This is a genomic window from Burkholderia sp. Bp9090, assembly GCF_003857985.1.
Lineage (GTDB): Bacteria > Pseudomonadota > Gammaproteobacteria > Burkholderiales > Burkholderiaceae > Burkholderia.
In genome coordinates this window covers 171,417-197,973 of the sequence record NZ_QTPV01000009.1, presented here as the reverse complement: position 1 = coordinate 197,973, position 26,557 = coordinate 171,417, and the positions used below count along the sequence as shown (strand labels likewise).

General features: G+C 61.7%; 23 protein-coding genes and 1 rRNA gene. 11 read left to right on the top strand and 13 right to left on the bottom strand.

The annotated features are described in order from the left end of the window. Positions 1-196 precede the first annotated feature (196 nt). Positions 197-309 (top strand): 5S ribosomal RNA (gene rrf, locus DIE16_RS11965). A gap of 248 nt (positions 310-557) precedes the next feature. On the opposite strand, the gene DIE16_RS11960 is transcribed toward rrf, so the two are convergent. From DIE16_RS11960 to dnaA, 7 genes are all read right to left on the bottom strand, one after another. Further along, positions 558-803: a SymE family type I addiction module toxin gene (locus DIE16_RS11960; protein ID WP_124892331.1), complete on the bottom strand. Its 246-nt coding sequence runs from the start codon at positions 801-803 to the stop codon at positions 558-560. Positions 804-1,309: 506 nt separating this feature from the next. Further along, the gene (locus DIE16_RS37525) at positions 1,310-2,560 is read right to left on the bottom strand and encodes a DNA cytosine methyltransferase (RefSeq protein ID WP_124892329.1); all 1,251 of its coding nucleotides are present in this window, start codon (positions 2,558-2,560) and stop codon (positions 1,310-1,312) included. Further along, positions 2,557-6,678, bottom strand: coding sequence for an AAA domain-containing protein (locus DIE16_RS11950; RefSeq protein ID WP_124892328.1), 4,122 nt, complete (start codon positions 6,676-6,678; stop codon positions 2,557-2,559). The genes DIE16_RS37525 and DIE16_RS11950 overlap by 4 nt, the downstream gene beginning before the upstream one ends. After that, positions 6,675-7,526: a DUF3427 domain-containing protein gene (locus DIE16_RS11945; protein ID WP_124892327.1), complete on the bottom strand. Its 852-nt coding sequence runs from the start codon at positions 7,524-7,526 to the stop codon at positions 6,675-6,677. The genes DIE16_RS11950 and DIE16_RS11945 overlap by 4 nt, the downstream gene beginning before the upstream one ends. Before the next feature lie 201 nt (positions 7,527-7,727). Then, positions 7,728-10,202, bottom strand: coding sequence for a DNA topoisomerase (ATP-hydrolyzing) subunit B (gene gyrB / locus DIE16_RS11940; protein WP_044848661.1), 2,475 nt, complete (start codon positions 10,200-10,202; stop codon positions 7,728-7,730). A gap of 193 nt (positions 10,203-10,395) precedes the next feature. Further along, positions 10,396-11,502, bottom strand: a complete 1,107-nt coding sequence (dnaN, locus tag DIE16_RS11935) for a DNA polymerase III subunit beta (protein WP_124892326.1) — start codon at positions 11,500-11,502, stop codon at positions 10,396-10,398. A 170-nt stretch (positions 11,503-11,672) separates the two neighbouring features. Continuing rightward, complete coding sequence (dnaA, locus tag DIE16_RS11930) at positions 11,673-13,256, bottom strand: chromosomal replication initiator protein DnaA (protein WP_044848662.1); 1,584 nt, start codon at positions 13,254-13,256, stop codon at positions 11,673-11,675. 421 nt (positions 13,257-13,677) lie between these two features. Here dnaA and rpmH point away from each other — a divergent pair, with 421 nt between their 5' ends. From rpmH to yidC, 4 genes are all read left to right on the top strand, one after another. Then, positions 13,678-13,812 (top strand): 50S ribosomal protein L34, encoded by a 135-nt coding sequence (rpmH, locus tag DIE16_RS11925; protein ID WP_004198824.1) that lies wholly within the window; start codon positions 13,678-13,680, stop codon positions 13,810-13,812. A 15-nt stretch (positions 13,813-13,827) separates the two neighbouring features. Next, positions 13,828-14,289, top strand: coding sequence for a ribonuclease P protein component (rnpA, locus tag DIE16_RS11920; protein ID WP_039364627.1), 462 nt, complete (start codon positions 13,828-13,830; stop codon positions 14,287-14,289). A 75-nt stretch (positions 14,290-14,364) separates the two neighbouring features. Further along, positions 14,365-14,631 (top strand): membrane protein insertion efficiency factor YidD, encoded by a 267-nt coding sequence (yidD, locus tag DIE16_RS11915; protein WP_006750110.1) that lies wholly within the window; start codon positions 14,365-14,367, stop codon positions 14,629-14,631. A gap of 8 nt (positions 14,632-14,639) precedes the next feature. Next, positions 14,640-16,295, top strand: a complete 1,656-nt coding sequence (gene yidC, locus DIE16_RS11910; RefSeq protein ID WP_124892325.1) for a membrane protein insertase YidC — start codon at positions 14,640-14,642, stop codon at positions 16,293-16,295. Positions 16,296-16,416: 121 nt separating this feature from the next. Here yidC and DIE16_RS11905 read toward each other — a convergent pair whose 3' ends face one another. Continuing rightward, positions 16,417-16,854, bottom strand: coding sequence for a helix-turn-helix domain-containing protein (locus tag DIE16_RS11905; protein WP_124486743.1), 438 nt, complete (start codon positions 16,852-16,854; stop codon positions 16,417-16,419). Between the two features lie 337 nt (positions 16,855-17,191). Here DIE16_RS11905 and mnmE point away from each other — a divergent pair, with 337 nt between their 5' ends. Further along, positions 17,192-18,586, top strand: a complete 1,395-nt coding sequence (gene mnmE, locus DIE16_RS11900) for a tRNA uridine-5-carboxymethylaminomethyl(34) synthesis GTPase MnmE (RefSeq protein WP_124666589.1) — start codon at positions 17,192-17,194, stop codon at positions 18,584-18,586. 105 nt (positions 18,587-18,691) lie between these two features. Here the strand turns inward: mnmE and DIE16_RS37065 are convergent, their stop codons facing one another. The 4 genes from DIE16_RS37065 to DIE16_RS36575 all read right to left on the bottom strand — a co-directional run bounded on the left by DIE16_RS37065 (position 18,692) and on the right by DIE16_RS36575 (position 20,987). Continuing rightward, entirely contained in the window at positions 18,692-18,826 is a 135-nt protein-coding gene (locus tag DIE16_RS37065) for a hypothetical protein (protein WP_257773917.1), read from the bottom strand. A gap of 149 nt (positions 18,827-18,975) precedes the next feature. Next, a complete protein-coding gene (locus DIE16_RS11895) occupies positions 18,976-20,334 on the bottom strand; it encodes a sensor domain-containing diguanylate cyclase (RefSeq protein WP_124520582.1) in 1,359 nt (452 codons plus the stop codon). 110 nt (positions 20,335-20,444) lie between these two features. Continuing rightward, entirely contained in the window at positions 20,445-20,693 is a 249-nt protein-coding gene (locus tag DIE16_RS11890; RefSeq protein ID WP_006756942.1) for a DUF2795 domain-containing protein, read from the bottom strand. 123 nt (positions 20,694-20,816) lie between these two features. Then, the gene (locus tag DIE16_RS36575; RefSeq protein ID WP_044848668.1) at positions 20,817-20,987 is read right to left on the bottom strand and encodes a hypothetical protein; all 171 of its coding nucleotides are present in this window, start codon (positions 20,985-20,987) and stop codon (positions 20,817-20,819) included. Positions 20,988-21,139: 152 nt separating this feature from the next. Here DIE16_RS36575 and speG point away from each other — a divergent pair, with 152 nt between their 5' ends. The 3 genes from speG (at position 21,140) to DIE16_RS11870 (ending at position 23,238) form a co-directional block, all read left to right on the top strand. After that, a complete protein-coding gene (gene speG, locus DIE16_RS11885; protein ID WP_124486734.1) occupies positions 21,140-21,682 on the top strand; it encodes a spermidine N1-acetyltransferase in 543 nt (180 codons plus the stop codon). Between the two features lie 476 nt (positions 21,683-22,158). After that, entirely contained in the window at positions 22,159-22,506 is a 348-nt protein-coding gene (gene sap1, locus DIE16_RS11875; RefSeq protein ID WP_044848669.1) for a surface attachment protein Sap1, read from the top strand. A 177-nt stretch (positions 22,507-22,683) separates the two neighbouring features. Further along, a complete protein-coding gene (locus DIE16_RS11870) occupies positions 22,684-23,238 on the top strand; it encodes a YaeQ family protein (protein ID WP_124486733.1) in 555 nt (184 codons plus the stop codon). 15 nt (positions 23,239-23,253) lie between these two features. On the opposite strand, the gene DIE16_RS11865 is transcribed toward DIE16_RS11870, so the two are convergent. Continuing rightward, entirely contained in the window at positions 23,254-23,667 is a 414-nt protein-coding gene (locus tag DIE16_RS11865; protein WP_124570787.1) for a VOC family protein, read from the bottom strand. A 428-nt stretch (positions 23,668-24,095) separates the two neighbouring features. Here DIE16_RS11865 and ada point away from each other — a divergent pair, with 428 nt between their 5' ends. Beyond that, positions 24,096-25,187 carry a bifunctional DNA-binding transcriptional regulator/O6-methylguanine-DNA methyltransferase Ada gene (ada, locus tag DIE16_RS11855; RefSeq protein ID WP_124892323.1) on the top strand — a complete coding sequence of 364 codons (1,092 nt, stop codon included), beginning with the start codon at positions 24,096-24,098 and terminating at the stop codon, positions 25,185-25,187. Further along, a complete protein-coding gene (locus DIE16_RS11850; protein ID WP_124892322.1) occupies positions 25,184-26,158 on the top strand; it encodes a DNA-3-methyladenine glycosylase in 975 nt (324 codons plus the stop codon). Before ada ends, DIE16_RS11850 begins: the two co-directional genes overlap by 4 nt. Positions 26,159-26,557: the final 399 nt, after the last annotated feature.

Below are 26,557 nucleotides of genomic sequence, written 5' to 3'. Positions count from 1 at the left end.
TCAGGTGTGTAAGCGCAGTAATGCGTTCAGCTAACTGATACTAATTGCCCGTAAGGCTTGATCCTATAACAAGTCTGTCTCGCGCTAAGATGAGCGCGTCGGACTGGTTGGATTCTCGTGTGTGATACACACAACTCAAAATTACTGCTTCTTCCCAGATTGGTCGCGTTGCCAAGCAACGTGACAACCCTCTTTGCCTGATGACCATAGCGAGTCGGTCCCACCCCTTCCCATCCCGAACAGGACCGTGAAACGACTCTACGCCGATGATAGTGCGGATTCCCGTGTGAAAGTAGGTAATCGTCAGGCTCCCTAAGCCAGAAACCCCCGCCCGACAAGGCGGGGGTTTTTGCATTTGCGCGGCGAAAATGTGTGGTGCGCCTGGCATGGGTTGCAGCTCGTGCTGAAAGGCTACACGGCAGCGGGCCCGAGTGGCCGGCCCGCTGCGATTGCAGCACGATCGTCGCTTGTCACAGTTACTAACGGTGCGGAGTATCGGGCACCAAGCTACCTAGACGGATGGTGACTTGCGACGCCCACCATGGGCAATGCGCCGATCACATCGGCGTAGTGATGAGTCGCTGGTGCTCGACAGTAATCCGGACGCGTTCTCCTGCCTCGAATCCCGCGTCCTCAAGCCATACGCCCGCCAATTTGATCCACGGGTAATACGTCGTGTTCAGTTTCCGGTGTGCTCTGATGGCACGGAGGACTCTAGACAAGGAATGATGGCGTGCTGATTCTTGAATCTTGACGAAGCGTTCCGTTACGACGGGGCGTGACTTATGATTGGCGTTAGCCATTTCCGACTCCTGGTGTGAGTTGGTTGTGGTCAGCGGGTCGTATGGGTGGCAGCCCATGCGGCCCGCGCTTTTTGCGGTGAGGCAGTTCGAGTTTAAGCGAAGAAAGGCGCGTGATGAGGCCAATACGTGCGAAGTAGCCGAACGGTATAGAGTGCATCAGCCTTAAAGAATTTTGCGTCGCCGAGCCGTGAGGAGGAGGGTTGCGATTGGCGAAATCGTCGACGAGTGGCAAGGAGGATTATTTGTGTACGGGCGTCGGAATCGACGCATCACACGAGCGTTGCTGAAAGAGCACCCGGCAGCAGCGGTACGGCTCTTCGATACGAATCTGGATGCGTGGCGCAAGACCTTCGCGAGTACGCCGACGACACTTCAGTCGAGACGTCATCCGAACTATCTTGGGACGGTATGGCTGGGGCGCAGCGGAATCAATGCGTTTTGCATGACGAAATTCAATTTTCTTTAAAATTGAGCTCGTCATGCAGTACTGAAGATTTTCGCTTATATCAACCGCGAGCTTTAGCGCCAGGTCCCCTTCCTTCGCCTGGATGCGGTGAGTTGTCGAGTTCAAGTTTCCTGAAGCTTTTAGCTGTCTTCTGGGGTCTTTCCGCGGGAGGACAATCTGAACGAGCTACGGGAACGAATCGAGTCGGATTGAGGGGAGCGTCACCGAAATGCTGGGTTCGTATCTCCATCGCTATTGCAGCAGCAAGCGCTGGTGGCACCGCATTACCTATCTGTGCTTGAGCTACCCTATGAGCGACGGGCCATTGGTAATCGCCGGGAAACGTCTGCAATGCTGCCAATTCGTGTATCGAAAGACGGCGATTTTTCCAATGAAATGGGCCGGTCGCAGGACCTGGATTTGCAGCAATAGTCCAAGCGGGTCGATCTTTTGCTAGCTTCAAAAGAAACGACCAATAGCGCCTGCGCCAACCAAAGATTGGAAGGCCGCCTCCTCTGTCGGTATGCCAGAGATAGTTGTTGCCCTCGGGAATGGAGGGGAGGAGCTCAGCCCACTTGCCGCTCGGTTGAAGGAGCTCGTGCTCATCGGAATCAACAGTTAGATGTCCAATCGCGTCCCAACAGGTTCGCCACCTCGTTTCCGGGTTAGATGTCTGGTCCGGATTGAAATGAGTGGGTATGGGCCTCTTCAATTGGCCTCCCGATCGTGCGGCGACAATGAATAGTCGTTCACGTGCTTGGGGTACGCCAAAATCAAGAGCATTTAGAACGAAAGAAGTTGGGCGGTACAACGTTTTCGAAACGCGATTGATAGCCGCTAGCCTGCGCTTCACGTAAGATGCACCGGACCCCTTCCCCGCAGCCAACCCGCTAACGTTCTCTATCAGAATCAGCTCTGGCAAAAAATGTGCTACCGCGTCCATCATCGCAGTGAGAGTCTTCGCGCGTGGATCCTTCAATTTTGCCACCGTCCCCGCATGCCAAAGCGCCGCCTTCGAGAACGGTTGGCATGGTGGACCGCCAAAGAGCAGCCCAACATCTCCACTTTTTAGACCCGACTGTTCCTCGATTTCGTGAACAGAAAGCTCATGCACGTCACCGGGCTCCGCAAGCTTATGTCGAGGCCAGTTGGTAGCCAAAGTCAACCGTGCGGCAGGGTCGGCCTCAATGCTCAACTGTGGTTCGAATCCGGCTTCCCGAACTCCAAGGTCCAGACCGCCCGCTCCGGTGAAAAAGGAGAGGGCAGGGATGGAGGTGGGCGGCGTCTTTCCGGTTGTAGATTTCCTACTCATGAATACAACTTTGGTCCAGGAGAGTAAATAACGGCATTGTTGTCACCGATTCGAACCTTGCCAACCACGGTGCCACACAATTCTCGGATAGCCTTCCAGAGCATCGCTGATTCGTAGTTGTCTAGGTCTGCCGGGACGTTATCCAGCAGCGATCGTGCACAGACTACAATCAGGCGCTCCTGTGTGCGGGAGAAGGCAACATTTGCGCGATTCAGATCCAAAATGAATGAGGCATTCTTGGTGATCGCGGCTGTATCGCTGGCAGTCGCGGAGACTATCACGACAGGGCATTCGCCACCCTGCATTTTTTCGACGGTATCAATCCGGAGGATCTCCTTTCGACGGTCGAGGCGCTGCGTAAGCAAGCTTCGCTGCGCTCGGTGGGGCGTCATCACGACGACGCTCCGTGTTCGATGAGTATCCTTGCTGTCGAGAATTTCTTCAATGATCGCTACCTCGAGCGGGTTCGCTTTCACCGAAAACTGGTCGTCATGGACGACGAGGTGGAGGCGCTCGGTATCGGCCCAAATCGCACTCCAAGGTGAGGCAGAATTTATCAATTGCGGCGCCTCGGCCTCACGTGCCATACCTTCCAGTTGGATGTTGTCCCGTTGATAGATCGGACTAATGAGATGTCGGACGACGTCCGGCAGTCGGAACGTGAACGTGAGGGATGACAAAACAATCTGCTCGTCGGACACTTGGCGGCGAACTTTAATGCCACGCACTGCTTCGTAGGCACTTACATAGGGCTGATAGACTGTGACCGGATATCTATCCTCTTCCTCCCAGTTGTGTGCAACGATCGGCGCCAGCTGACGATGGTCGCCGGACAGCATGATCTGGCCCTCGGGAGATAGAAGGGTTGTTAGAGCAAGAAAGTGCGCCAACACCATCATGCTCGCTTCGTCGACAACGAGAAGGTCGCATTGAAAGCCGGTTGGACGGTTGCCAAATGCAGCAGAATTGTCCAGTTTGGCTGCCAACTTTAGTAGTGCCGTTGTTGTTCCGCCCACGATAACAATTCCATCTTTCCGCGCCCTTGATATCACTCGGACAGCTGCTTGACTTTGTATTTCCTCAATTCCCGCCAACGGCTCACGCGCGTCAACGCGAAACAGTTGGACTAATGGTGCATTGACGCCGGCCGCGGAAAAAGCTTGATGAAGAGGTTCAATGGTAGCCGCTATACGGAGCATCAACTCGTCCACGGCAGTATGAGTTTGAGCAGCTACAACGACTACGTCGCCGTCTTCAAGAGCCATCCAACACCGCGAGAGAACGCTTGCTGCAGTCGTCTGGGTTTTGCCAGTACCAGGTGGCCCCTGCAACAACTGTATGCGTGATGAGATGCCCTCGATGATGGCCCGCTTCTGATCGTCTTTTAGCTGGAAATCTTGTGGTGTCCGAAATGTATCTAAAGCCGCAGCCAGGCGATGTTTTTCGTTCGGCGTCAGCGCAGCTTCAGTGGGAATCCGAGGGTTGGCAGTATCCAACCATTGGTACGTATGATGCGCTGAAATTTCTGTCAGCCGTGCATCCACCTTTGGCGCGACAAAATCACTGACACTCTCATCAAGGGTTGCAAAGTCGAAATCGAGACCTTCCGCAGATCGACTGGCTGCGATGTAGCGTCCTGCCTTTGAGAAGTGCGGTGCCAATCGAACTGTACCCGACTCCCAATCGATATCGTTGACGATGCAGGTAGCTCCACCGAAGAGCAACTGCCTCATCGTTTGACCGACTTCTGGCTTACCGGAGTGGGGGCTTAGACGAGCGAATTCTGAGCCACTGAAGATGTTCCTCAAGGTAGCCAGGTCGGTGCCGTAGGTATCGACATCGATTCGAGCCGTTACCTCTTTCCCGCCTGCAACTTCCCGAACATCTTTCAACGGGAGCGTTATTCCCTTAGCGACTCGATTCGATGCGGGGACCATATGCGTTGAAAGCCACTCTGCGACTTTCACATGATGGTCGAGGCGTAGGAAGTCCAATGCTGCTTCGGCAGGAGTCGTGATTCCAAGATTGAATTGTCTCAGTGCATTTACATCAAGCTTCGGCTTTGAAATTTCATCATTTCGAGGGAGAAACCATTCGATCCATCTCATCCCGTGCACACGAGCGAGCAGGAGCCCGTTCAAGTAGTTTGGATGTGAGGCCTCGTAATAACGCTCAAGTTGCCCGCGCTGCTGAGCGTCGTGTTGAGCTGTCTCCGGCCGAGGGAGGGTTCCCCAAACAGCTCTCCAGTAGGGGGCGCTCAATGAATCAAAAAAACGGCTTCGAATCTCGAAATGATGTGGTGTTTTATCGGAATCTCGATCGCGGGCCCACTCATTGTCGGATCGAAGATCCAGGCGCGTTTTGAAGTCAAATAGATCTTGCCGGAACACCCAGTCTAACTGGACCGGTTCACGATTGATCGTCCGCATCCAGTGGAACCTTTCTCCGAACCACCGAAGAGAAGTTAGAACGGAAAGTCCTCTTCCAGTCCATCCAAGAGCAAATTCTCTGTCGGCTTCCTCGCCGACGCAAGAAAAGATTAGCTGATCGAGGGGCTCTCTACATCCCATCAATTCCTGAAGACTGCGTAGCAATCTTGTATCTGATCGTAAGCATGCTTCGATAAGCTGTGCCATCTCGCCGCGCGACCACACATAGAAATGAATGGGTGAATATCGATCGCTTGCGACGTCTGCAATGGCATTGATCAATTCATCGAAAAATCCCTGCAATAACTCAGCTTCCTGACCGGTGGCTGCGTCATGATTGCTTGACCATGGGCCACCGCGGCTCCGAATCACATCACGGTGCTCAGAAAGTTCTCTCTGTTCGTACGTTGGCATCTCGTTTGCGTCGACAGCGTCAGTTTTACGCCTTTCTACGACATGCGGTTGAGGGGTCCAACGACCGTCCTCCGTTAACGCGAACGGAGTATGCAGTTGCCACTGACTGGTTGTTACGTGCGCAACGAGAGAACCGATGCGGTTTTCAACATAGTCGTAATGCACGCCGATATATACACGGACGACAGGCACGTCACCCGCTTGGAATGCCGGTATCTGACTTTGAACCTTCCACGGCAGCCTCTTTACAGGATAGTCATCGGAACTATGCTCACCTTTTGGAAGAGTTGTTCTACGTGCTTGCGCCAGCGCACTAAGCATTGACAGATTAGCGGAGAAGCCTGGCGATGAACGACAAGCTTGTGCTGCGAGAGATTCGAGGTCAAGCTCAGCAAGGTCGTCAATCGTGCGGACTCCATTATTTCGGAGGATTCGTGCGGTCGAAGAGTCCACGCCGATAAGCTCGATGGCCCGAGTTCGACCGGCTTCCGGTAGACAGACTACATTGAACTTACAGTGGTCGCATTTGGGTTCGATCGAATACGGGAGTTCCTCAGGTTGCGATGCTAGAACGGCGTCGATCTGTCCGCCGTCTTCAAGCAAACGTAAGACATCCGAAGTTTCAACTTCCAGATCGTGAGGGAAGAGATCGCGAACCGGTTGGACCTCCTCAGTTCCTTCGTCGATTCTCGCGACAACGGCTTCGATCGACCCGGGCGAGGCCGCGATCCCTCCGATTCTCAGTCCACGCTCCTGGACGATACTTCTCACCAGAAGGCGATAGACGGCGGCTTGGATTCGCTGATACGTTTTATCTTTCCGAGAAGCCTTGCATTCGACGAGACGTATCCGCGGCCGATCCTGATTCCATTCGATCAGCACGAAATCGATTCTGCCAAGTACTCTGAAGGCACCAATGACCCCCTCGACTTCTACTTCGCGACCGAATACTAGGTCCCCAGGACTTATTGTGCGAAGTGCTTCGGAAAAATCGTGCCAACTTGTACGGTGAGTATCATCTACTTCGCGGCGGGCGCGGTAATGCGTCACATCGACGAAACCTTGCGTGACCAAATTTTCGTCAACTTCATCTTCTCGGTCAGCCCCGGCGCTTCGCAATACAGGATCTAGAGGATTGAAAAGGCGATTATAGAAAGGCAGAGCTCGTCGAAGCCGCCCCTCGTCTTGTCCAAGTTTTAGACGACGAGCGCATGAATGATGTCGAATGTATTCTCCAATGTCTGTCACTTTCAGAGAGATTTGATCACTTTTCATCTCTTACCCCGTTTTCCGGATTTGTTGTGTGCTGATGAATTCGAATGTATCGATATCTCGGTAGATATGCAAGCATCGGCTACTATGCCACGTTGGCGTCTCACAAGTTCGCGTAGCGATTCAATACTCAGAGGAGGTTTTTGGCGATGTAGCATTGCATGGCAATTGGGGCAAACGGGACGAAGATCATTTAACGGGTCAAGCTGGTACGTTGTTCCAATCTCTGAGATTGGGCGGAGGTGGTGTACGTGAATGTAGTTTTCCCCTAATTCTCCGTATTGAATTCTGAAATCAAAATCACAGACTGAACACTTAAGGCCCCACCGCTTAATGCATTTTTCGCGAGCGCCTGAATCACGTTCGTAAACGTTGATAGTGATAGATTTTTTGGTTCCTTCCGTGACTGATTCAGAATCGATGATCTCTTCTGGATATGTGAAATCAACGGCAAGAGTATTTTCGAAAGTCCATAGAACTTCGACGGGAATGGAATCCTTGATTGTTTTGGCCTTGGCGATTCCGGCAAAGGTAAACAGGTCGCGATTATTGTTTCTGTAGAAAATATAAACTCGACTGTTGTTGCTGGTCAGGCTTTTTATTGCTGGTTGTTGAGTGGTGGTTCTTGTTTTTCCAAACCAGACTAGATCGTTTCCAATGAAGTGGTTGGGGTAACTGTGGCCTGTTCGCCCGGAGGTTCCTATTCCGCAGAATATGAACCAGTCTCTCTGGTGTGATGTGTAACCTGTATACCAGGCTCCGCCCTTAGGATCATCTATTCCAATAATTTTGAAAACATCTCGGCGTGAATAGAGGTGCCCAATAATAAATTGATATATGTCCGTTAACATTCAATTCCCCAGAATGCTTCAGGTGTTTTGCGGTTGTAATTCTACAAGATGCTGGGGCGATATCGCCTTTTGGGACCGTGATGGTATTTTAAAGCAACATAAATAAAAAGGCCCGATCATATCGGGCCTTTTTGCTTGGTGTGGAAGATGTCACATCAAGTCGATGTGAGTTTCACCGTAGATGAGCGATCTAAACGGGTATCAAACGTCAATATTCCCCGCCCGCAACGCATTCGACTCAATAAACGCCCGCCGCGGCTCGACATCATCCCCCATGAGAGTAGTAAAGATCCCATCCGCGGCAATCGCGTCTTCGATCTGCACACGCAGCAGACGCCGCACTGCCGGATCCATCGTCGTTTCCCACAGCTGCTCGGGGTTCATCTCGCCGAGCCCCTTATAGCGTTGTTTGGAGACGTTGCGTTCAGCATCCGCCAGCAGCCACTTCATCGCGCTCTTGAAGTCCGCGACAGCCATGCTGCGCTCACCGCGCTTGATGACCGCACCTTCCCCGATGAGCCCCTTGAACGTATTCGCCGTCGTCACGAGCTGCTGATAATCCGCCGTGTGCTGGAATTCCTGGTCGATGACCGAAACGCGCACGTTGCCGTGATGGGTACGTTCGACATGCAGCGACCGCTGTTCTCGAACCGGGTCATACGAAGGCACGACACGCACTTCGTTCTTCAGCGCTTCATCATGCAACGCAGCGTGCAGCGCCTTAGCCGAAGCCTCAGTCGAAGCCTCAGTGGAGAGGTCGATCACCACCCCATCCATGACCGCTTCCAGCGCGGCCGGGTCATACAACCGGCTCAACCGCTCGATCACGCTCTGCGACAGCAGATACGACCTTGCCAGCTCCCCAAGCGCATCCCCGGAAATCGCCGCCGCATTCTCACCCGGCACCAGCTCCGACCCTTGCAGCGCCAACCGCAGCATGTGCGCGTTGAGCTCCACGTCGTCCTTCAGATACCGCTCGTCCTTGCCCGCCTTGATCTTGTAAAGCGGCGGCTGCGCGATATACACGTACCCGCGCTCGATCATGTCCGGCATCTGGCGATAGAGGAACGTGAGCAGCAGCGTCCGGATGTGCGCACCGTCGACGTCCGCGTCGGTCATGATGATGATGCGGTGATAGCGCAGCTTGTCGAGGTTGTAGTCTTCCTTGCCGATCCCGCACCCAAGCGCGGTCACGAGCGTGACGATCTGCTCCGACGACAGCAGCTTGTCGTAGCGAGCCTTCTCGACGTTCAGCACCTTGCCGCGCAGCGGCAGGATCGCCTGGAACTTGCGATCACGCCCTTGCTTCGCCGAACCACCTGCCGAGTCACCCTCGACGATGTAGATTTCGCACTTAGCCGGATCCTTCTCCTGACAGTCCGCGAGCTTGCCCGGCAGACCAACGCCGTCGAGCACGCCCTTGCGTCGCGTCATTTCACGCGCCTTCCGCGCAGCATCCCGCGCCCGAGCAGCCTCAACGATCTTCCCGCAGATGATCTTCGCGTCGATCGGCGTTTCCAAAAGGAATTCTTCCAGCGCCTTCGCCACAACCTCTTCAACCGGCGCGCGAACCTCAGAAGAAACCAGCTTGTCCTTCGTCTGCGAGCTGAACTTCGGCTCCGGCACCTTCACGGACAGCACGCACGACAGCCCTTCGCGCATGTCGTCGCCGGTCGTCTCGACCTTCGCCTTCTTCGCGATTTCGTTGTCGGTGATGTACTTGTTGATGACGCGCGTCATCGCGGCCCGCAGGCCGGTCAGGTGCGTGCCGCCGTCGCGCTGCGGAATGTTGTTCGTGAAGCACAGCACGTTTTCGTTGTAGCTGTCGTTCCACTGCATCGCGACTTCGACGCCCACGCCATCCTTCTCGCCGTTGGCGAAGAACACCGTCGGGTGCAGGTTGGTCTTCGTCTTGTTGATGAACTCGACGAAGCCCTTCACACCGCCGGCGAACGCGAAATCGTCTTCCTTGCCCGAGCGCAGGTCCGTGAGACGAATCCGCACGCCGTTGTTCAGGAACGAGAGTTCACGCATCCGCTTCGCGAGGATGTCGTAGTGATACTCGACCGTGCCGAAAATGGTCGGATCGGCCATGAAGTGCACTTCGGTGCCGCGGTTCTCGGTGTCACCGGTGATCAGCATCGGCGAAACTTCCACGCCGTCCACCGTCTCGAGCACGCGTTCCTGTGCGACGCCGCGATGGAACTCCATGAAGTGCTTCTTGCCGTTCCGACGCACGGTGAGGCGCAGCCAGCTCGACAGCGCGTTCACGCACGACACGCCCACGCCGTGCAGGCCGCCCGACACCTTGTAGCTGTTCTGGTCGAACTTGCCGCCAGCGTGCAGCTCGGTCATCACGATTTCCGCAGCACTGCGCTTCGGCTCGTGCTTGTCGTTCATCTTCACGTCGGTCGGAATCCCGCGGCCGTTGTCGGTCACGGAAATCGAGTTGTCGGCGTGAATCGTCACGTGGATGTCGTTGCAGTACCCGGCCAACGCTTCGTCGATCGAGTTGTCGAGCACCTCGAACACGAGGTGGTGCAGACCGGTGCCGTCAGACGTGTCGCCGATGTACATCCCGGGGCGCTTGCGCACCGCTTCCAGACCTTCGAGGATCTGGATCGACGAGGCGCCGTAGCTGCTGTTATCGGGTTGCGAATTGTGCTGTTCACTCATGGATATCTTCCGGTTCTGCGAGGCCACTCAGGTGGCGGCGCGGTGCGTTTCAGCGAGAGAAATCGCCGGGCCGCTCCAGTTTCCTGGCCCGCCCCAAGCGCCGAAAAGGCACCAAAGGGACGGGTTGTCGGTTCGCCATAAAAACGCCAAAGGGGCTTGCCGCCCCCTGGTGTGTGTCTTGATGTCGTGCGCGTCAGATGCGCATCGGCATCACGACATACTTGAACTCGTCGTTCTCGGGCACGGTAATCAGCGCGCTCGAGCTGGCGTCGCCGAGGCTCACCTGCACGGTGTCGACCTTCAGGTTCGCGAGCACGTCGAGCAGATACGTGACGTTGAAGCCGATGTCGACGGTATCGCCCTGGTAGGCGATTTCGAGTTCTTCCTGCGCCTCTTCCTGATCGGCGTTGGTCGACATGATCTTCAGCTGGCCCGGCGCGATGATGCAGCGCACGCCCTTGAACTTGTCCGAGGTCAGGATCGCCGCGCGCTGCAGCGAACGCTGCAGTTCTTCACGGCCGATCTCGAACGTGTTCTTGTGCGCCTTCGGGATCACGCGCTGGAAGTCGGGGAACTTGCCCTCGACGAGTTTCGACACGAGCTCGACCTGGCCGAACGTGAACTTGGCCTGGGTTTGCGCGATGTCGATGGTGACGGTGTCGTCGATGTCTTCGAGCAGGCGCTGCAGCTCGAGAATCGTCTTGCGCGGCACGATGACTTCCTGGCGGCCGAACGTGCCGCCTTCGAGCTGCATCGACGAGAACGCGAGGCGGTGGCCGTCGGTGGCCACGGCCATCAGCTGGTCGCCGTCGACGACGAGCAGCATGCCGTTCAGGTAGTAGCGGATGTCCTGCTGCGCCATCGCGAAGTGAACCATGCCGAGCAGCTGGCGGAACGACTTCTGCGGGACGGTGAGCGTGGCGCCGAAATCCTTCGCCTGCGCGACGGTCGGGAACTCGTCGGCCGCGAGCGTCTGCAGTGCGAAGCGGCTCTTGCCCGATTGAACGGTGAGGCGCTTGTCGGCGAGCGACAGCGTGACCTGGCCGTCAGGCATCGCGCGCAGGATGTCGAGCAGCTTGCGCGCGGCGACGGTGGTCGCGACCTGGTCGCCGCCGACGCCGAAATCGGCGCGCGTGGTGATCTGCAGCTCCAGGTCGGTCGACAGGAACGAAACGTCCGGGCCGTTCTTGGTGATCAGCAGGTTGGCGAGGATCGGCAACGTATGGCGGCGTTCGACGATGCCGCTGACCGTTTGCAGCGGCCTGAGGAGTGTGTCTCGTTCGGTCTTGACCAGTTGCATAGAGTTCCTTCGTTGAGTAACGGCCTGCAGCGCAGCAGCCTCGCAGCGCCCCGCCGGCCGGGCTCTTGGCCCGCCACCACCGGGGCGGTCAAACCAGTATTGTGCCTCAAAACCGAACCGCCCCCCTTAATTTGGGGCGGATGCCGAATTATCAAGCGCGGTGCGCGCGCTCAGCCCTTCAGCGTCTGTTCCAGCACGTGCAGCTCGTGGTTGAGCTGCGCGTCCTTACTGCGCTCGTCGGCGATCTTGCGCACCGCGTGCAGCACGGTGGTGTGATCGCGCCCGCCGAACAGCTCGCCGATTTCCGGCAGGCTCTTCTGCGTGAGTTCCTTCGCCAGGTACATCGCGATCTGCCGCGGCCGCGCGATGTTCGCGGGGCGCTTCTTCGAATACATGTCGGCGACCTTGATGTTGTAGAAGTCGGCGACGGTCTTCTGGATGTTCTCGACCGAAATCTGCCGGTTCTGCACGGTCAGCAGGTCCTTCAGCGCTTCCTTGGTCAGCTCGATCGAGATCTCGCGGCCGTGGAACTTCGAGTACGCGAGGATCTTGCGCAGCGCGCCTTCGAGTTCGCGCACGTTCGAGCGCAGGTGCTTCGCGACGAAGAACGCGACGTCTTCCGACAGGTTCACGCCTTCCGACTGCGCCTTGCGCATCAGGATCGCGACGCGCATTTCCAGCTCGGGCGGCTCGATCGCGACGGTGAGGCCCGAGTCGAAGCGCGAGATCAGGCGATCGTCGATGCCCGAGATTTCCTTCGGATACGTGTCGCTGGTGATGATCACCTGCGCCTTGTTCGCGACCAGCGCCTCGAACGCGTAGAAGAATTCCTCTTGCGTGCGCGACTTGCCGGAGAAGAACTGGATATCGTCGATCAGCAGCAGGTCGAGCGAGTGGTAGTAGCGCTTGAAGTCGTCGAACGCCTTGCGCTGGTACGCCTTCACCACGTCGGACACGTACTGTTCCGCATGGATGTAGCGGATCCGCGCGCCGGCCTTGTCGAGCAGCAGCTGGTTGCCGATCGCGTGGATCAGGTGGGTCTTGCCGAGGCCGACGCCGCCGTACAGGAACAGCGGGTTGTACGAGATGCCCGGGTTGTCCGCGACCTGGATCGCGGCGGCGCGCGCGAGCTGGTTCGCCTTACCGGTCACGAAGTTGTCGAACGTGAGCACGGGGTTCAGCTTCGAGCGCTCGTACATCGAATCGGCTTCGCCGCCGTTCGCGGGTGCCGCACCGGGGCCCGGACGCCACGTGCGGCGGCCGGCCGCCGCTTCGTGCGCGGGCAGGCTCGGCAGGTCGATGTCGGCGTCGTCGGCGTTCAGGTGGTGCGCGGCGGCCGCCGACGGCGTCATCGGCACGTCGGCCGGCGCGCTCGGTGCAGCCGATGCATTCGCGGTCAGATTGGCGGCGATCGCGGCCACCGTGGCGGCCGGGCCGCTCGGTGCGAGCGGCGCACGCGGCGCGGCTGCGCCCGGTGCGGCGCTGGCCGCTGCACTGCGCATGCCTGCCTTCGGATCGAGGACGAACTGGACTTCGATCGGCGCATTCCAGAAATCTCGGGCCAGATCGGAGATGCGGCCCGAAAACTGGCTCTTGACCCAGTCCAGCTTGAAGCGGTTCGGCGCGGCGATGGACAGCGTGTTCGCCGACGCATCGAAGGCCACCGGGGCCAAGGGTTTGATCCACGTCACGTACTGCTGGGGCGTCAACTCGCGCTCCAGCAGTGCGGAACAGTGTTGCCAGAAATCGTTCATCAAGTAACTGTCGTTTTTTGCGTGCACAGCGCGGCTCGCCGGCGCCCTTGTCGCGGTTGCGCAACAAGGCCCGAAGCGGTCGTGCGAGCGTGCCTCGGACGCCTGCGTCACAGTGTTGGAGGGGCAGGCGCGGGCCGAGGCGGCGTGCGGGATTCTTGGAGATAAGGCGAGATTCTACCGCCAAACGCGGCCACAGCGCGAGTTATCCACAGGCCGGGATTGTGGGTCGCGGGGCCGGATCGGCGCAGGCCGGCACAGGCGAGCGACTCCTAAAGTATTGACCGTCAAGAGAAAAACGGTTTAAATAGCGGGTTCCGCGAAAACCAATCCTGTATTCCCGGCGATTGCGTTCGCCCGAATGCCTCCGGTTAAGGGCACGCGGTCCCCTGAATTTCGACATTCTCGAACAAGTGAGAACATCATGAAACGTACTTACCAACCGTCCGTGACGCGCCGCAAGCGCACCCATGGCTTCCGTGTCCGCATGAAGACGGCAGGTGGCCGCAAGGTCATCAACGCTCGCCGCGCGAAGGGCCGCAAGCGCCTCGCCATCTAAGGCAGGTTGCGCGCTGTGTCCGCCGTCCGCAGTCCTGCGGAAGGTGCCGTCGAGCCGGGTGCGAATCCGTCGCAGACGAAAGCCGCCTTCCCGAAAGCTGCGCGACTTCTGAAAACGGATGAATTTTCATCCGTTTTTCGTTTGCGCCCCTGGCGGCGTTCCGCGCACTTCGTGATCTACGGCAAGCCGACCGGTCAGCCCGCGCGTCTGGGGCTCGTCGTCGGCAAGAAGTATGCGCCGCGTGCAGTAACACGTAACCTCGTGAAGCGGCTGGCGCGCGATCAGTTTCGCCTGCGCCGGGCCGAATTCGCCGGTTACGACCTGCTGCTGCGGCAGCACACGCGCTTCGACAAGAAAGCGCTGCCGAGCGCGGCTTCCGCCCCGCTCGCGGCGATGTGCGCGGCCGAGATCCGCGAACTGCTCGACAGGGCAGTCCGGGAAATCGCCCGCCGGGCGTCGAAGCCCGCGTCCGAGTGACGCATCCGTGTCCGGTGCGGCGTTCGCGCCTGCCCGGCCGGTTTTGACGCGGCGTCTTACGGCGCCGCCCAAGGTATGGAAACGGTATTGATCGCCTTGCTGCGCTTCTACAAGGTTGCCGTGAGCCCGATGCTCGGCAACCGTTGCCGTTTTTATCCTTCCTGTTCGGATTACGCGCGCGAGGCAATCCAGTATCATGGCGCCGCGCGCGGCACGTATCTCGCCGTCAGGCGCGTGTGCCGATGCCATCCGTTTTCCGCGGGCGGCATCGACCTCGTCCCGCCGCCCAACTCCGACACTCGCGCTCGCGGCGAAGCCGACGCGCGGTCCCATCGACTCTGAGACAACGCATGGATATCAAACGCACCGTCCTATGGGTGATCTTCTTCATGTCAGCTGTCATGCTGTACGACAACTGGCAGCGCGACCATGGACGCCCGTCGATGTTCTTCCCGAGCGCCACGCAAACGGCCCCCGCGGCTGCGGGCGGTGCATCGGGCACGGGCGCGACGACGACCGCAGGTGACGCGCCTGCCGCAGCCGCAGGCACCGCACCGTCGACGACGGCACCGGCCGCGCAGGCGCAGCTCGTGAAGTTCTCGACCGACGTGTATGACGGCGAAATCGACACGCGCGGCGGCACGCTCGCGAAGCTGACGCTGAAGAAGCAGGGCGACGGCAAGCAGCCCGACCTGTACATCACGCTGTTCGACCATACGGCCGGCCACACGTATCTCGCGCGCTCGGGCCTGCTCGGCGGCGACTTCCCGAACCACAACGACGTCTACACGCAGGTCAACGCGGGCCCGACGTCGCTGACGGGTGACCAGAACACGCTGAAGCTGTCGTTCGAATCGCCGGTGAAGGGCGGCGTGAAGGTCGTGAAGACCTACACGTTCACGCGCGGCAGCTACGTGATCGGCGTCGACACGAAGATCGACAACGTCGGCACGGCACCGGTCACGCCGACGGTCTACATGGAACTGGTGCGCGACAACACGGCCGTCGAAACGCCGATGTTCTCGCATACGTTCCTCGGGCCGGCGGTCTATACGGACGCGAAGCACTTCCAGAAGATCGATTTCAGCGACCTCGACAAGAACAAGGCGAACTTCGAGAAGTCCTCCGACAACGGCTGGGTCGCGATGGTGCAGCACTACTTCGCGTCGGCCTGGATTCCGCAGCAGGGCGCGAAGCGCGACATCTACGCTGAAAAGATCGATCCGGCGCTGTACCGCGTCGGCGTGAAGCAGCCGGTCGCAGCGATTGCGCCGGGCCAGTCGGCCGATGTGCAGGCGCGCCTGTTCGCCGGTCCGGAAGAAGAGCGCATGCTCGAGGGCGTCGCGCCGGGCCTGGAACTCGTGAAGGACTACGGCTGGGTGACGATCATCGCGAAGCCGCTGTTCTGGCTGCTCGAGAAGATCCACGGCTTCGTCGGCAACTGGGGCTGGGCGATCGTGCTGCTGACGGTGCTGATCAAGGCCGTGTTCTTCCCGCTGTCGGCCGCGAGCTACAAGTCGATGGCGCGCATGAAGGAAATCACGCCGCGCATGCAGGCGCTGCGCGAACGCTTCAAGAGCGATCCGCAGAAGATGAACGCCGCGCTGATGGAGCTGTACAAGACCGAGAAGGTCAATCCGTTCGGCGGCTGCCTGCCGGTCGTGATCCAGATCCCGGTGTTCATCTCGCTGTACTGGGTGCTGCTCGCGTCGGTCGAAATGCGCGGCGCGCCGTGGATTCTGTGGATTCACGACCTGTCGCAGCGCGACCCGTTCTTCATCCTGCCGGTGCTGATGGCCGTCTCGATGTTCGTGCAGACGAGCCTGAACCCGACGCCGCCGGACCCCGTCCAGGCGAAGATGATGAAGTTCATGCCGATCGCGTTCTCGGTGATGTTCTTCTTCTTCCCGGCCGGCCTGGTGCTGTACTACGTCGTGAACAACGTGCTGTCGATCGCGCAGCAGTACTACATCACGCGCAAGCTCGGCGGCGGCAAGAAGGCCTGACGCCCTTGGCACACGCGGGCGGCCAGCCGTCCGCGATGCACGTAAAAAAGCCGCATGGTTTCATCCATGCGGCTTTTTTGTTTCTGGCGGGTGGCGGCGCGGGGGCGTTGACCGCTGCCGTTCAGGCCTTCTTCGCTTCGATTTTCGTGTCGCCGCCGTAGAACTGCTCGATCAGTTCCTGAACGAGGTAACGCTGATGCGGCGGCAACGCCTCGATCTTCGACGCGAGTTCGATCGTCTCGGGTGTTGGCGGATAACGCTCGTCGCGCGGCAGCGGTTGCGGCGTCGTGTGTTCGGTCACGCTCGGCGACGGGCCGTAATGCAGCCAATGCAGTTCGACGCGCAACCAGTCGGCGAGCGTTTCGAGTTTGTCCGGCGTCGGAATCGTGCGGCCCGTCAGCCATTTGTGCGCGGTTTGCGGCGAAACCGGCTGCGCACCGCGGTGACGCAGATTGAACCGGTTCGCGAGTTCCGTCGCGCCTGTGACCTTGTCCGGGCTGCGCCGCAAGGCGAATTTCAGGCGTTCCGAGAACGCTGCTTTTTCTTCGGGTGTCGGCATGGGGGTGATTGTGCAATTCCACCGACACGTCTCAGACAACCATATGGGCTAAACATAGCCTATACGGACGAATCCCAACCTGCCTTGGACCGTGCGGCGGAATTGGGGCCGCAGTGTCGGACCGTTCGGAAAGGCATACTCGTCCGAAATGGACAGGACGTGATTGTCCGGCATTGATACTCGACTTATCCCCGTCGGGATAAATTCGGGTAAGTTCGACGCCGATCAGGCGTCCGGTGGCGTGCGGGCCGGCAGGCTACAATGCCGGCGTCCCGATGCCCGAACTGTTGTGCGGGCGCACCATTGACGCTCTGTTCACCCGATTCATCCGATTCCCATGCTCGCTACCGATTCCGATCCGATCGTCGCCATTGCCACTGCTGCCGGCCGGGGGGGCATCGGCGTCGTCCGCGTGTCGTTCGGGCGCGGCGGCGAGGCGGCCGCGCTGCCGCTGATCGACGCGTTGTGCGGGCAGCGGCTCGCGCCGCGCCATGCGAGCTACGTGCCGTTCCTCGACGCGCACGGCGCGCCGCTCGACCGCGGAATCGCGCTGTATTTCCCCGCGCCGCATTCGTACACCGGCGAGCACGTGCTCGAGTTGCAGGGGCACGGCGGGCCGATCGTGATGCAGCTGCTGCTGCAGCGTTGCCTCGATGCGGGGCGCGGCTTCGGGTTGCGGCTCGCGGAACCGGGCGAGTTCACGCGGCGCGCGTTCCTGAACGACAAGCTCGATCTCGCGCAGGCCGAGGCGGTGGCCGACCTGATCGAGGCGAGTACCGAAGCGGCGGCGCGCTCGGCCGGGCGCTCGCTCGACGGCGCGTTCTCGCGGCAGATCCACGCGCTCGTCGAGGATGTGATCACGCTGCGGATGCTGGTCGAGGCGACGCTCGATTTCCCGGAAGAGGAAATCGACTTCCTGGAAGCGGCCGATGCGCGCGGCAAGCTCGCGAGGATCCGCGAGCAACTGGCGCACGTGCTCGGTGACGCGCGGCAGGGCGCGCTGCTGCGCGAAGGGTTGTCGGTCGTGCTCGCGGGGCAGCCGAACGTCGGCAAGTCGTCGCTGCTGAACGCGCTCGCCGGCGCGGAGCTGGCGATCGTCACGCCGATCGCGGGCACGACGCGCGACAAGGTCGCGCAGACGATCCAGGTCGAAGGGATTCCGCTGCACATCATCGATACGGCCGGGCTGCGCGAGACGGAGGACGAAGTCGAGCGGATCGGGATTGCGCGCACGTGGAGCGAGATCGAGCGCGCCGACGTCGTGCTGCATCTGCTCGATTCGCGCACGGGGATGACGGTGGACGACGAGACGATCGCGGCACGGTTCCCGGATGGCGTGCCGGTGGTGCGGGTGTTGAACAAGACGGACCTCACCGGCGTGCCGGCGTGCGTCGAGCATCCGGCGGCCGAAGGCGACCTGACCGAGGTGCATCTGTCGGCCAAGCGCGGCGACGGCATCGACATGCTGCGCGCGGAACTCCTGCGGATCGCGGGGTGGCAGGCGGGGGCGGAAGGCGTCTATCTGGCGCGCGAGCGGCACTTGATTGCGCTGCGGGCTGCGCAGGAGCATCTGGCGCAGGCGGCGGATCACGCCGAGCAGCGCGCGCAATCGCTCGATCTGTTTGCGGAGGAGTTGCGGCTCGCGCAGGAGCAACTCAATGCGATTACCGGGGAATTCACTTCGGATGATCTGCTGGGCGTGATTTTCAGCAGGTTTTGTATTGGCAAGTAGGCGGGGATTTCAACGGAACACCGGCGCTTCGAATTCCCGTCCCCAGCGATCCGGATCAATGGACTGATCCGGACTGCGTCGTCGCGACAGCCGGGGTGCAATGCATCAATCCCAATGCCGATGATGATGGTGGTAATACCCGCCATCACCGTAATACCCATACCCGCCGCCATCCGGCACCACGATGCAGCCGCTCAACAGCACGGCGACACCGGCAATCAGCAAAAGGGTTTTCTTCATCACGCTCACCTGCTCGGATTCGACATGAACCCAGCATAGCGAGCGCCTTCAACACCGGCTGTAAGCGATCGTTTCCCCGCGCGGCAATCCGTAACGGCGGATTATTTCGGTCACAATGACCGTAACAAATCCCCAATCCGCAGACGTTTTCACGCCGCCACGACGCGGTTTCGCCCCGCATCCTTCGCACGATACAGCGCGGCATCGGCGGCTTCGATCAACGCATCGGGCGTCGACAGGTCGTCGGCCGACACGGTCGCGCAACCGACGCTGACGCTCACGCGCCCGGCCGGCGACCCGGGCATCGCGAGATCGATCCGCAGCACCGCTTCGCGCGCTTCCTCGGCAACGACCCGTGCACCGCGCGCACCGGTGTTCGGCAGCACGATGGCAAACTCCTCGCCGCCGTAGCGCGCGACGATATCGGCCGGCCGCCGCACCGCGCCGGCCAGCGCATTCGCGACCGCGATCAGGCACGCGTCGCCCTTCACGTGCCCGAACGCGTCGTTGTACGCCTTGAAGTGATCGACGTCGACCATCAGCAGCGACAACGGCTCGCCTTGTCGCCGCGCTTGCAGGAACAGCGTGTGGAAGTGATCGTTGAAGTGGCTGCGATTGAACGCGCCGGTCAGCCCGTCGCGCGCGGACGAACGAACCAGCGTCGCGTGCGCCTCGAACAGCTGCTGATACAGCTTCGTCACTTCCCAGGCGAGCACGCACACCAGCACGCCCGGCGTGAACATGCTGAACACGCGTGCGAGATACCAGCCGACCGTGAAGCGGCTCGTGGTCAGCAGGTTCAGCGTCGTGTCGGTGAGGCAGGCGAGCACCGCGATCGCGAGCCACAGGTCGAGCGTCGTGCGCAGTCGGCCGGAAGCCAGCACGGCGACGAGCGCGAGCGCATTGAGCAGCCACACGACCAGCGCGATCCCGTCGACGGGCAGCGCGGCTGCGTCGCCCGGCGGATGGAACGCGGGCGGCAGGGCGACGTTCAGCGCGAGCACGCACAGCAGCGCGGCCGCGACGGCCGGGCCGCCGACCAGCGCGAAGGTCCACAGGCGCGTCTGCGCCGCGCCGACCGGCGCATGCGTGAGCCGCTCGCGCGCGAGCAGCGCGGCCATCACGAAGCACGGAAAGCCGGCATGCCAGAAGACCCACATCCACGCGGCGCTTTGCGGACGCGCGCCGAGCAGGCCTTGCGGCGCGAACACGCCGGGGAAGGTGAGCAGCTGCAGCGCGACGGCGAGTGCGGTGAACGCATAGGCGCCGCCGAGCGCACCGAGCACGGGCTGGCGCGTGACGGTGAACTGCGCGCCGAGGAAGAAGGCGGCGATGCTCGCGGTGGTGAACACGGTCAGCGCGCACATCGGCATGAACGGCTCGACGGCCGGCAGCGTGACGTTTGCGTGCGGCACGGCGATCGCCAGCGCGAGCATGATGACGAGTGCCGTGAGCGCGCCGAACCAAAGCTGACGACGCGTCGTATGCTGGATCAGGATGCCTTCCATGGATTCCCCCGGGCACTCGTGCGGTCACGCCCGGTCTTGGCGCCGGGCAGCATGCATCCGGCCACAGCGCAACCGGTGCGGCCCGATCCTATCGCGTTATTGGCGTGCGCTCAAATACCGAGGCCGGGGCCGAAGTTGCCGGCGACCCAGCGCGTGACGGCATCGACGTCCGCGTAGTCCTGTTCGGGCAGGCCGTCGAGCATCGACAGCACTTCGTTACTGGCGCCGGCGTCGCGTGCGGCGTCGACGATCGCATCCTTGTTGGCCGGGTAACGGACGGCCGCCAGCACGTCGGCAATCTGCAGGTCGATCGCTTCGCCGGGGATATCGTGCGGAGGGAGAGCGGGTTTGTCGTTCACGGCGGCGGCTCGCTGGTTGGACGGGATTCGGTTCGACGCGGTTCGTGGCGGAAAGCGGTTGCACCGTTTGCACCGTGTGCAGCGCCCCGCCCGCGCGGGTGCGCTGCGGGGATGGCGATCGGCTCAGTGTCCGCGCCGCACCCGGCGCCACGGATGTTTCCAGTCGATATGCGGTGCATTTTCGTCGCGCGGATGCTGGCGCCGATGTTCCTGCCACAGTTCGTCGGAGAACAGCGCAGCCACGATCATGAGTGGCAGCACGAGGAAGATGCCGAGTATGACTTGCTCGATCACGATAGCCTCCTTGCGGTGGCAGGAACCCTTGTGTCCATTCTAGGCTCTGACCTTCGCCCGCGGTCAACTTCTTACAGCGCGGAACGCGCCCCGTTCGCGGCGCCGCCGCACGGGTGTTTCATGCGCGCGCGGGCATCAAAAAGGACACGAACATGCAACTCCAGAACGACAAGCACACGCTTGCACTACGGCCGCTGGAGCGCCAGGACCTGCGCTTCGTTCACGAGCTGAACAACGACGCGAAGATCATGCGCTACTGGTTCGAGGAGCCGTACGAAACCTTCTCCGAGCTGTCGCAACTGTATGACCGTCACGTGCACGACCAGCGCGAGCGCCGCTTCGTCGCGGTCGATCCGCAGGACGAGCTGGTCGGCCTCGTCGAGCTGATCGAGCTCGACTACATTCACCGTCGCGGCGAATTCCAGATCATCATCGCGCCCCAATGCCAGGGGCGCGGCTATGCGGGGCAGGCGACGCGCCTCGCGATCGAATATGCGTTCAAGGTGCTGAACATGCGCAAGCTGTACCTGATCGTCGACACGTCGAATGCGGCGGCCATCCACGTGTACGAGAAATGCGGATTCCAGCACGAGGCGGAATTGAAGGAAGAATTTTTCGGAAACGGCGCGTATCACAACGCTTATCGCATGTGCATTTTCCAGCGCGATTATTTCGAGCGTCCGCAAGCGGTCTGAATAAGGTGGCGAACGCCCGCTGCGGCTCCGCTGCAGCGGGCGCCAAGCCTGCCCGGAAAAATACCGGTAAATACGAGTGCGCTTATACCTGGCATTTTTCTTGTATCAGGTAAATCCGGTGCCGCACTGCGGTAAATTCAGATCATTTCGGATGACTTTATGTGCAACGCATCAAAATGGTCCCGTTATTGAAATGAATTATCCAAACCGTTCAGCCGATGGACTGCAGTTTCTCCGAAAGGCTTGCCGGATAAGGCTTTGCTTCCGGCGGCGCGGGCGAATCCGCCGGACGGCAGACGCCGCCGCAAGTAAAAAACCGGGCGCGCGCAGGGTGCGACAATTCGCCGCTATTGCGATCGCACAACAAATGTGCTTGATATCGCTTGCCGGTCTTCTAAAGTGAAAAACGCGGGTTCACGATCACCTTTAAACACATAGCTAACCGAGCCTGGTGCCCGCAAGCCTGGAGACAGAACATGATGAAGCGTACCGGTGTCCTTTTTGCCCTCGTCGGCGCATTTTCCGTGGTGTCGATCGCCCAGGCGGGCGGCGATGCGGCTGTCCAGCCGAAGCAGGAAATCCAGCTGACGAAGAATGCGTGGGGCTGTCTGTCGAAAGACAATCTGGACTCCGTACTGAGTCACGAACGTGACGGCAAGTCGCAGGCGAAGCAGCAGTACTTCGACGACTACCGTTGCCTGTCGGTGCCGGAAGGCCAGCGCTTCCGCGTGGTGTCGGTCGATCAGGGCGACGTCCAGTTCGTCAGCGCCGACAACAGCGACCAGCAGGGCCTCTGGACCGATTCGCGCTTCGTCAAGCAGTAACCCGCACGCGCACCTCTCGCCCCCGCGCGCCTGCCGCAACCGCCGGCGGCGCGACCCGAACGCGGCCCGGCCGATGCCGGGCCGTCGTGCTGTGGCGCGCCCGTCACGCGCCGGGCGGCGCGCATTCGGTATCATCACGGCCCGACCGAACCGAATGCCCGCCCGGGCCGTATCCGCATGGCGCTGAAATCCACGATCTACAAAGCCGAGCTGCAAATCGCCGACATGGATCGGCACTACTACGCCGATCACGCGCTGACGGTCGCCCGTCACCCGTCCGAAACCGACGACCGGATGATGGTGCGCATCGTCGCGTTCGCGCTGTTCGCGCACGAGCGTCTCGAATTCTGCAAGGGGCTGTCGGACGTCGACGAGCCCGATCTGTGGCAGAAGGACCTGACGGGGGCGATCGACGTATGGATCGAGGCCGGCCAGCCCGACGAACGGCGCATCTCGAAGGCGGCCGGCCGCGCCGGGCAGGTCACGGTGATCGCGTACGGCGGCAAGACCTCGGATATCTGGTGGCAGGGCGTGCGCAGCAAGGTGGAGCGGCTGCGCAACGTGCAGGTGCTGTCGCTGGCCGATGGCGTCGCGGCCGCGCTCGGGCGTCTCGCCGAGCGCACGATGCGCCTGCAGTGCACGGTGCAGGACGGCGCCGCCTGGATCTCGAGCGCCGACCACGATCCGGTGGCGGTCGAATGGACGGTGCTGAAGCCGTTCGCCGACGCTTGACCGCCGGCGCGCCGCTCAGCCGAACGCGGCGGGCGGCCCCTTGAATTCCAGCATGTTCCCTTCGGGATCGAACAGATAGATCGACGGCCCGTAGCCGCCGGCGCCGTAGCGATCGGCGGGGGCGCCGGGGCGCGCGCCATGCGCGGCGAAATGCTCGATCAGCGCGTCGGCGTCGAACGGCTCGACGCGCAGGCACAGATGGTCGAGGTTGCGGCCGGTGCCGGGCGGGCCGCTGTCGGGACGATCGATCGGGCCGCCGACCGTCAGCAGGTCGATCAGCGCGTCGCCGGCGCGCAACTGCACGAGGCCCAGGTCGGGCTGTTCCTTCTCCACGTGGCAGCCGACGGCATCGCAGTAAAAGCGCGTCATCGCAGCCATGTCGGTCACGCGCAGCACGACGTGATCGATCGCGCGGATGGTCGGTTTCATGAGCGGGGCACTCCTTCGGATGACGTGCACCGAGTGTAGACCGCGCCGGCGACGGATGCCGCAATGCTGCACGATCGACGGACGAAAAAAAGCCCGTTCACGCAGAGCGGAACGGGCTTAATCCATATCAGGAGGAGACATGGAGGAGACAGTTCCAACTATACACACGGCGATGGTGCGTTGCAATATTCCGAGTGTAAAAAATGGTCAGGACGGCGATTGGTCGCAGCCGCACTGCAGCAAAAGGGTGACGCGACGATGACGAAAGCGGTGCCGGAGCAGCGCTTTGCGCGGTGTTTCGTCCGATTGATCGATTGCGATGTGCCCCCGGTTTCGCCGGTGCGAATCACAGAGCAAGATTCAGGGCGCGACGGCCCATGCCGATGTCTAGAGTAGGCACCATCTACACTAGAGAGTGCGAGGTTCAGATGACAACCGCCTATCCGACCGACGATGCCCGCTGGGGCGCCGTGACCGCCCGCGACCCGCATGCGGACGGCGCGTTCTTCTACGCCGTGCGCACGACCGGTGTGTTCTGCCGCCCGAGCTGCGCGTCGCGGCTGCCGCGGCGCGAGCATGTGTCCTTCTTTGCCAGTCCGGCCGACGCGCGCGCGGCCGGTTTTCGTCCGTGCAAGCGCTGCCAGCCGGAAGGGCTGCCGCGCGAGCTCGAGATCGTCAATCGTGCCTGCGCGGTGCTCGACGCGCATGCGGAGCGGCTCACGCTGCAGCAACTGAGCGACGCCGTGCACGTAAGCCCGTTCCACCTGCAGCGGCTGTTCAAGCGCGTGGTCGGTGTGTCGCCGCGGCAGTACCAGGCCGCGCAGCGCGGCGCCGCCTTGCGCGAGGCGCTGCAAAGCGGGCAGCCGGTTACGCAGGCGGCCGTCGACGCGGGTTTCAACTCGCCGTCGCGGCTCTACGCATCGGTGCCGCGTGAACTGGGCATGGCGCCGTCCGCGTTCCGTCGCCAGGGCGCCGGCCTGCGGATCGACTATGCGACCGCGTCGACGCCGCTCGGCACGGTGCTCGTCGCCGCGACCGAACAGGGCATCTGCCGGATCGCGTTCGGCGACGAGCCGGCGTCGCTCGTCGGCGAACTGACGGATGCGTTCGCGCGTGCGGAGCTGGTCGAATCGCCTTCGCGGCTCGCGCCGTTCGTCGCGCAGATCCGCGCCTACCTCGACGGCACGCGGCACGCGTTCGACCTGCCGCTCGACATCGCGCCGACCGCGTTCCAGCAGCGCGTCTGGGAAGCGCTGACGCACATCCCGTACGGCGAAACGCGCAGCTACTCGGAGATCGCGGAGGCACTGGGCGCGCCGCGTGCGGTGCGGGCCGTCGCATCGGCCTGCGCGTCGAACCCGGTCGCGCTCGCGATTCCGTGCCACCGTGTCGTGCAGAAGGGCGGCGCGCTCGCCGGATATCGCTGGGGCGTACGCCGCAAGGCAACGCTGCTCGCGTCCGAGGCGCGCCATGCGCACGACGATGAAACCGAAGCCGTTGCGGAGGGCAACGCAGTTTGAGCATCGAAAAAAACACGATTACGTCGATCGCGGATGGCGGCCAGGTGCCGCCGTCCGCGCAGATGGAACTGCGCTTCAAGGCGCCGTACGACTGGGCGCGCGTGCTGCGCTTCTTCAGCGGACGGGCGATTCCGGGCGTCGAACAGGTCGTCGACGGCGTGTATCGCCGCATCGTCGACCTGCACGGCGACGCGGGCCGGCTGACCGTCACGAAGCATCCGCGCAGGCATTGCCTGATCGCGACGGTCGACGGGGCGGCCGCGCGGCATGTCGACGATGCATTCGCGCGCCGCGTCGCGTCGATGTTCGACCTCGGCGCCGATCCGGCCGCGATCGGGAGCGGGCTTGCGCGCGACCCGTGGTTCGCGCCGCTCGTCGATGCAGCCCCGGGGCTGCGCGTGCCGGGCGCCTGGTCGGGATTCGAGCTCGCGGTGCGCGCGATCGTCGGCCAGCAGGTGAGCGTGAAGGCGGCGACGACGATCGTCGGCCGGCTCGTCCAGCGGGCCGGCGAGCGCGTCGCGCACGACGACGGCATGGCGGCGCCGGACGGCGTGCCCGCCTGGCGTTTCCCGACGCCGGACGCGCTCGCCGCCTGCGATCTGGAGAAGATCGGAATGCCCGGCAAGCGGGCCGCGGCGCTGACGGGCGTGGCGCGCGCGGTGGCAGCCGGCCACGTGCCGCTCGATCCCGCCCAGGCCGATCTCGCGACGCTGCGTAGCGCCTGGCTCGACCTGCCCGGTATCGGCCCGTGGACCGTCGAATACATCGCGATGCGTGCGTGGCGCGACCCGGACGCATGGCCGGCGTCCGATCTCGTGCTGATGCAGTCGATCACCGCGCGCGATCCGTCGCTCGACCGGCTCACGAGCCAGAAGCGCCGCACCGAAGGCTGGCGGCCGTGGCGCGCGTATGCGGCGCTGCATCTGTGGAACGACGTGGCCGACCGGGCCGGCGGCGCGCGCGGCGGATGACGGTCGCCGCGGCCGGCCGGCGGGTGCGCGGGCATGGCCGCGCTGCGACCCGCAAACGGCGCCGGGCCGGCAGCGATCGGTCGGTGGTGCTCACGGTTGCGACGCTTGACGGCGATCACCCCGTTCCGGCGGCCGTCATCCCCCGGCGTGCGGGCGGCTCGAGCGTGACGGCGACGCATCGCGGGTTCGGCTGCGCGGGTTGCACCTGGCGGCGCCGTGGCGTGCACGGCTCATGTTACTTCCGACGAATTTCGCGTGATCGTCGCGTCCGGCGGTGCCGACGGACGGTCCGCCGCGCGCACGGCGAGCATCGCCATCGGCCCGCCCGGCGGGCCGCCGCGGCGGGCGCGCACCACCCGGAGTCACCTCAAGCGCGCGTGACGGCGAGATGTTAAAGTG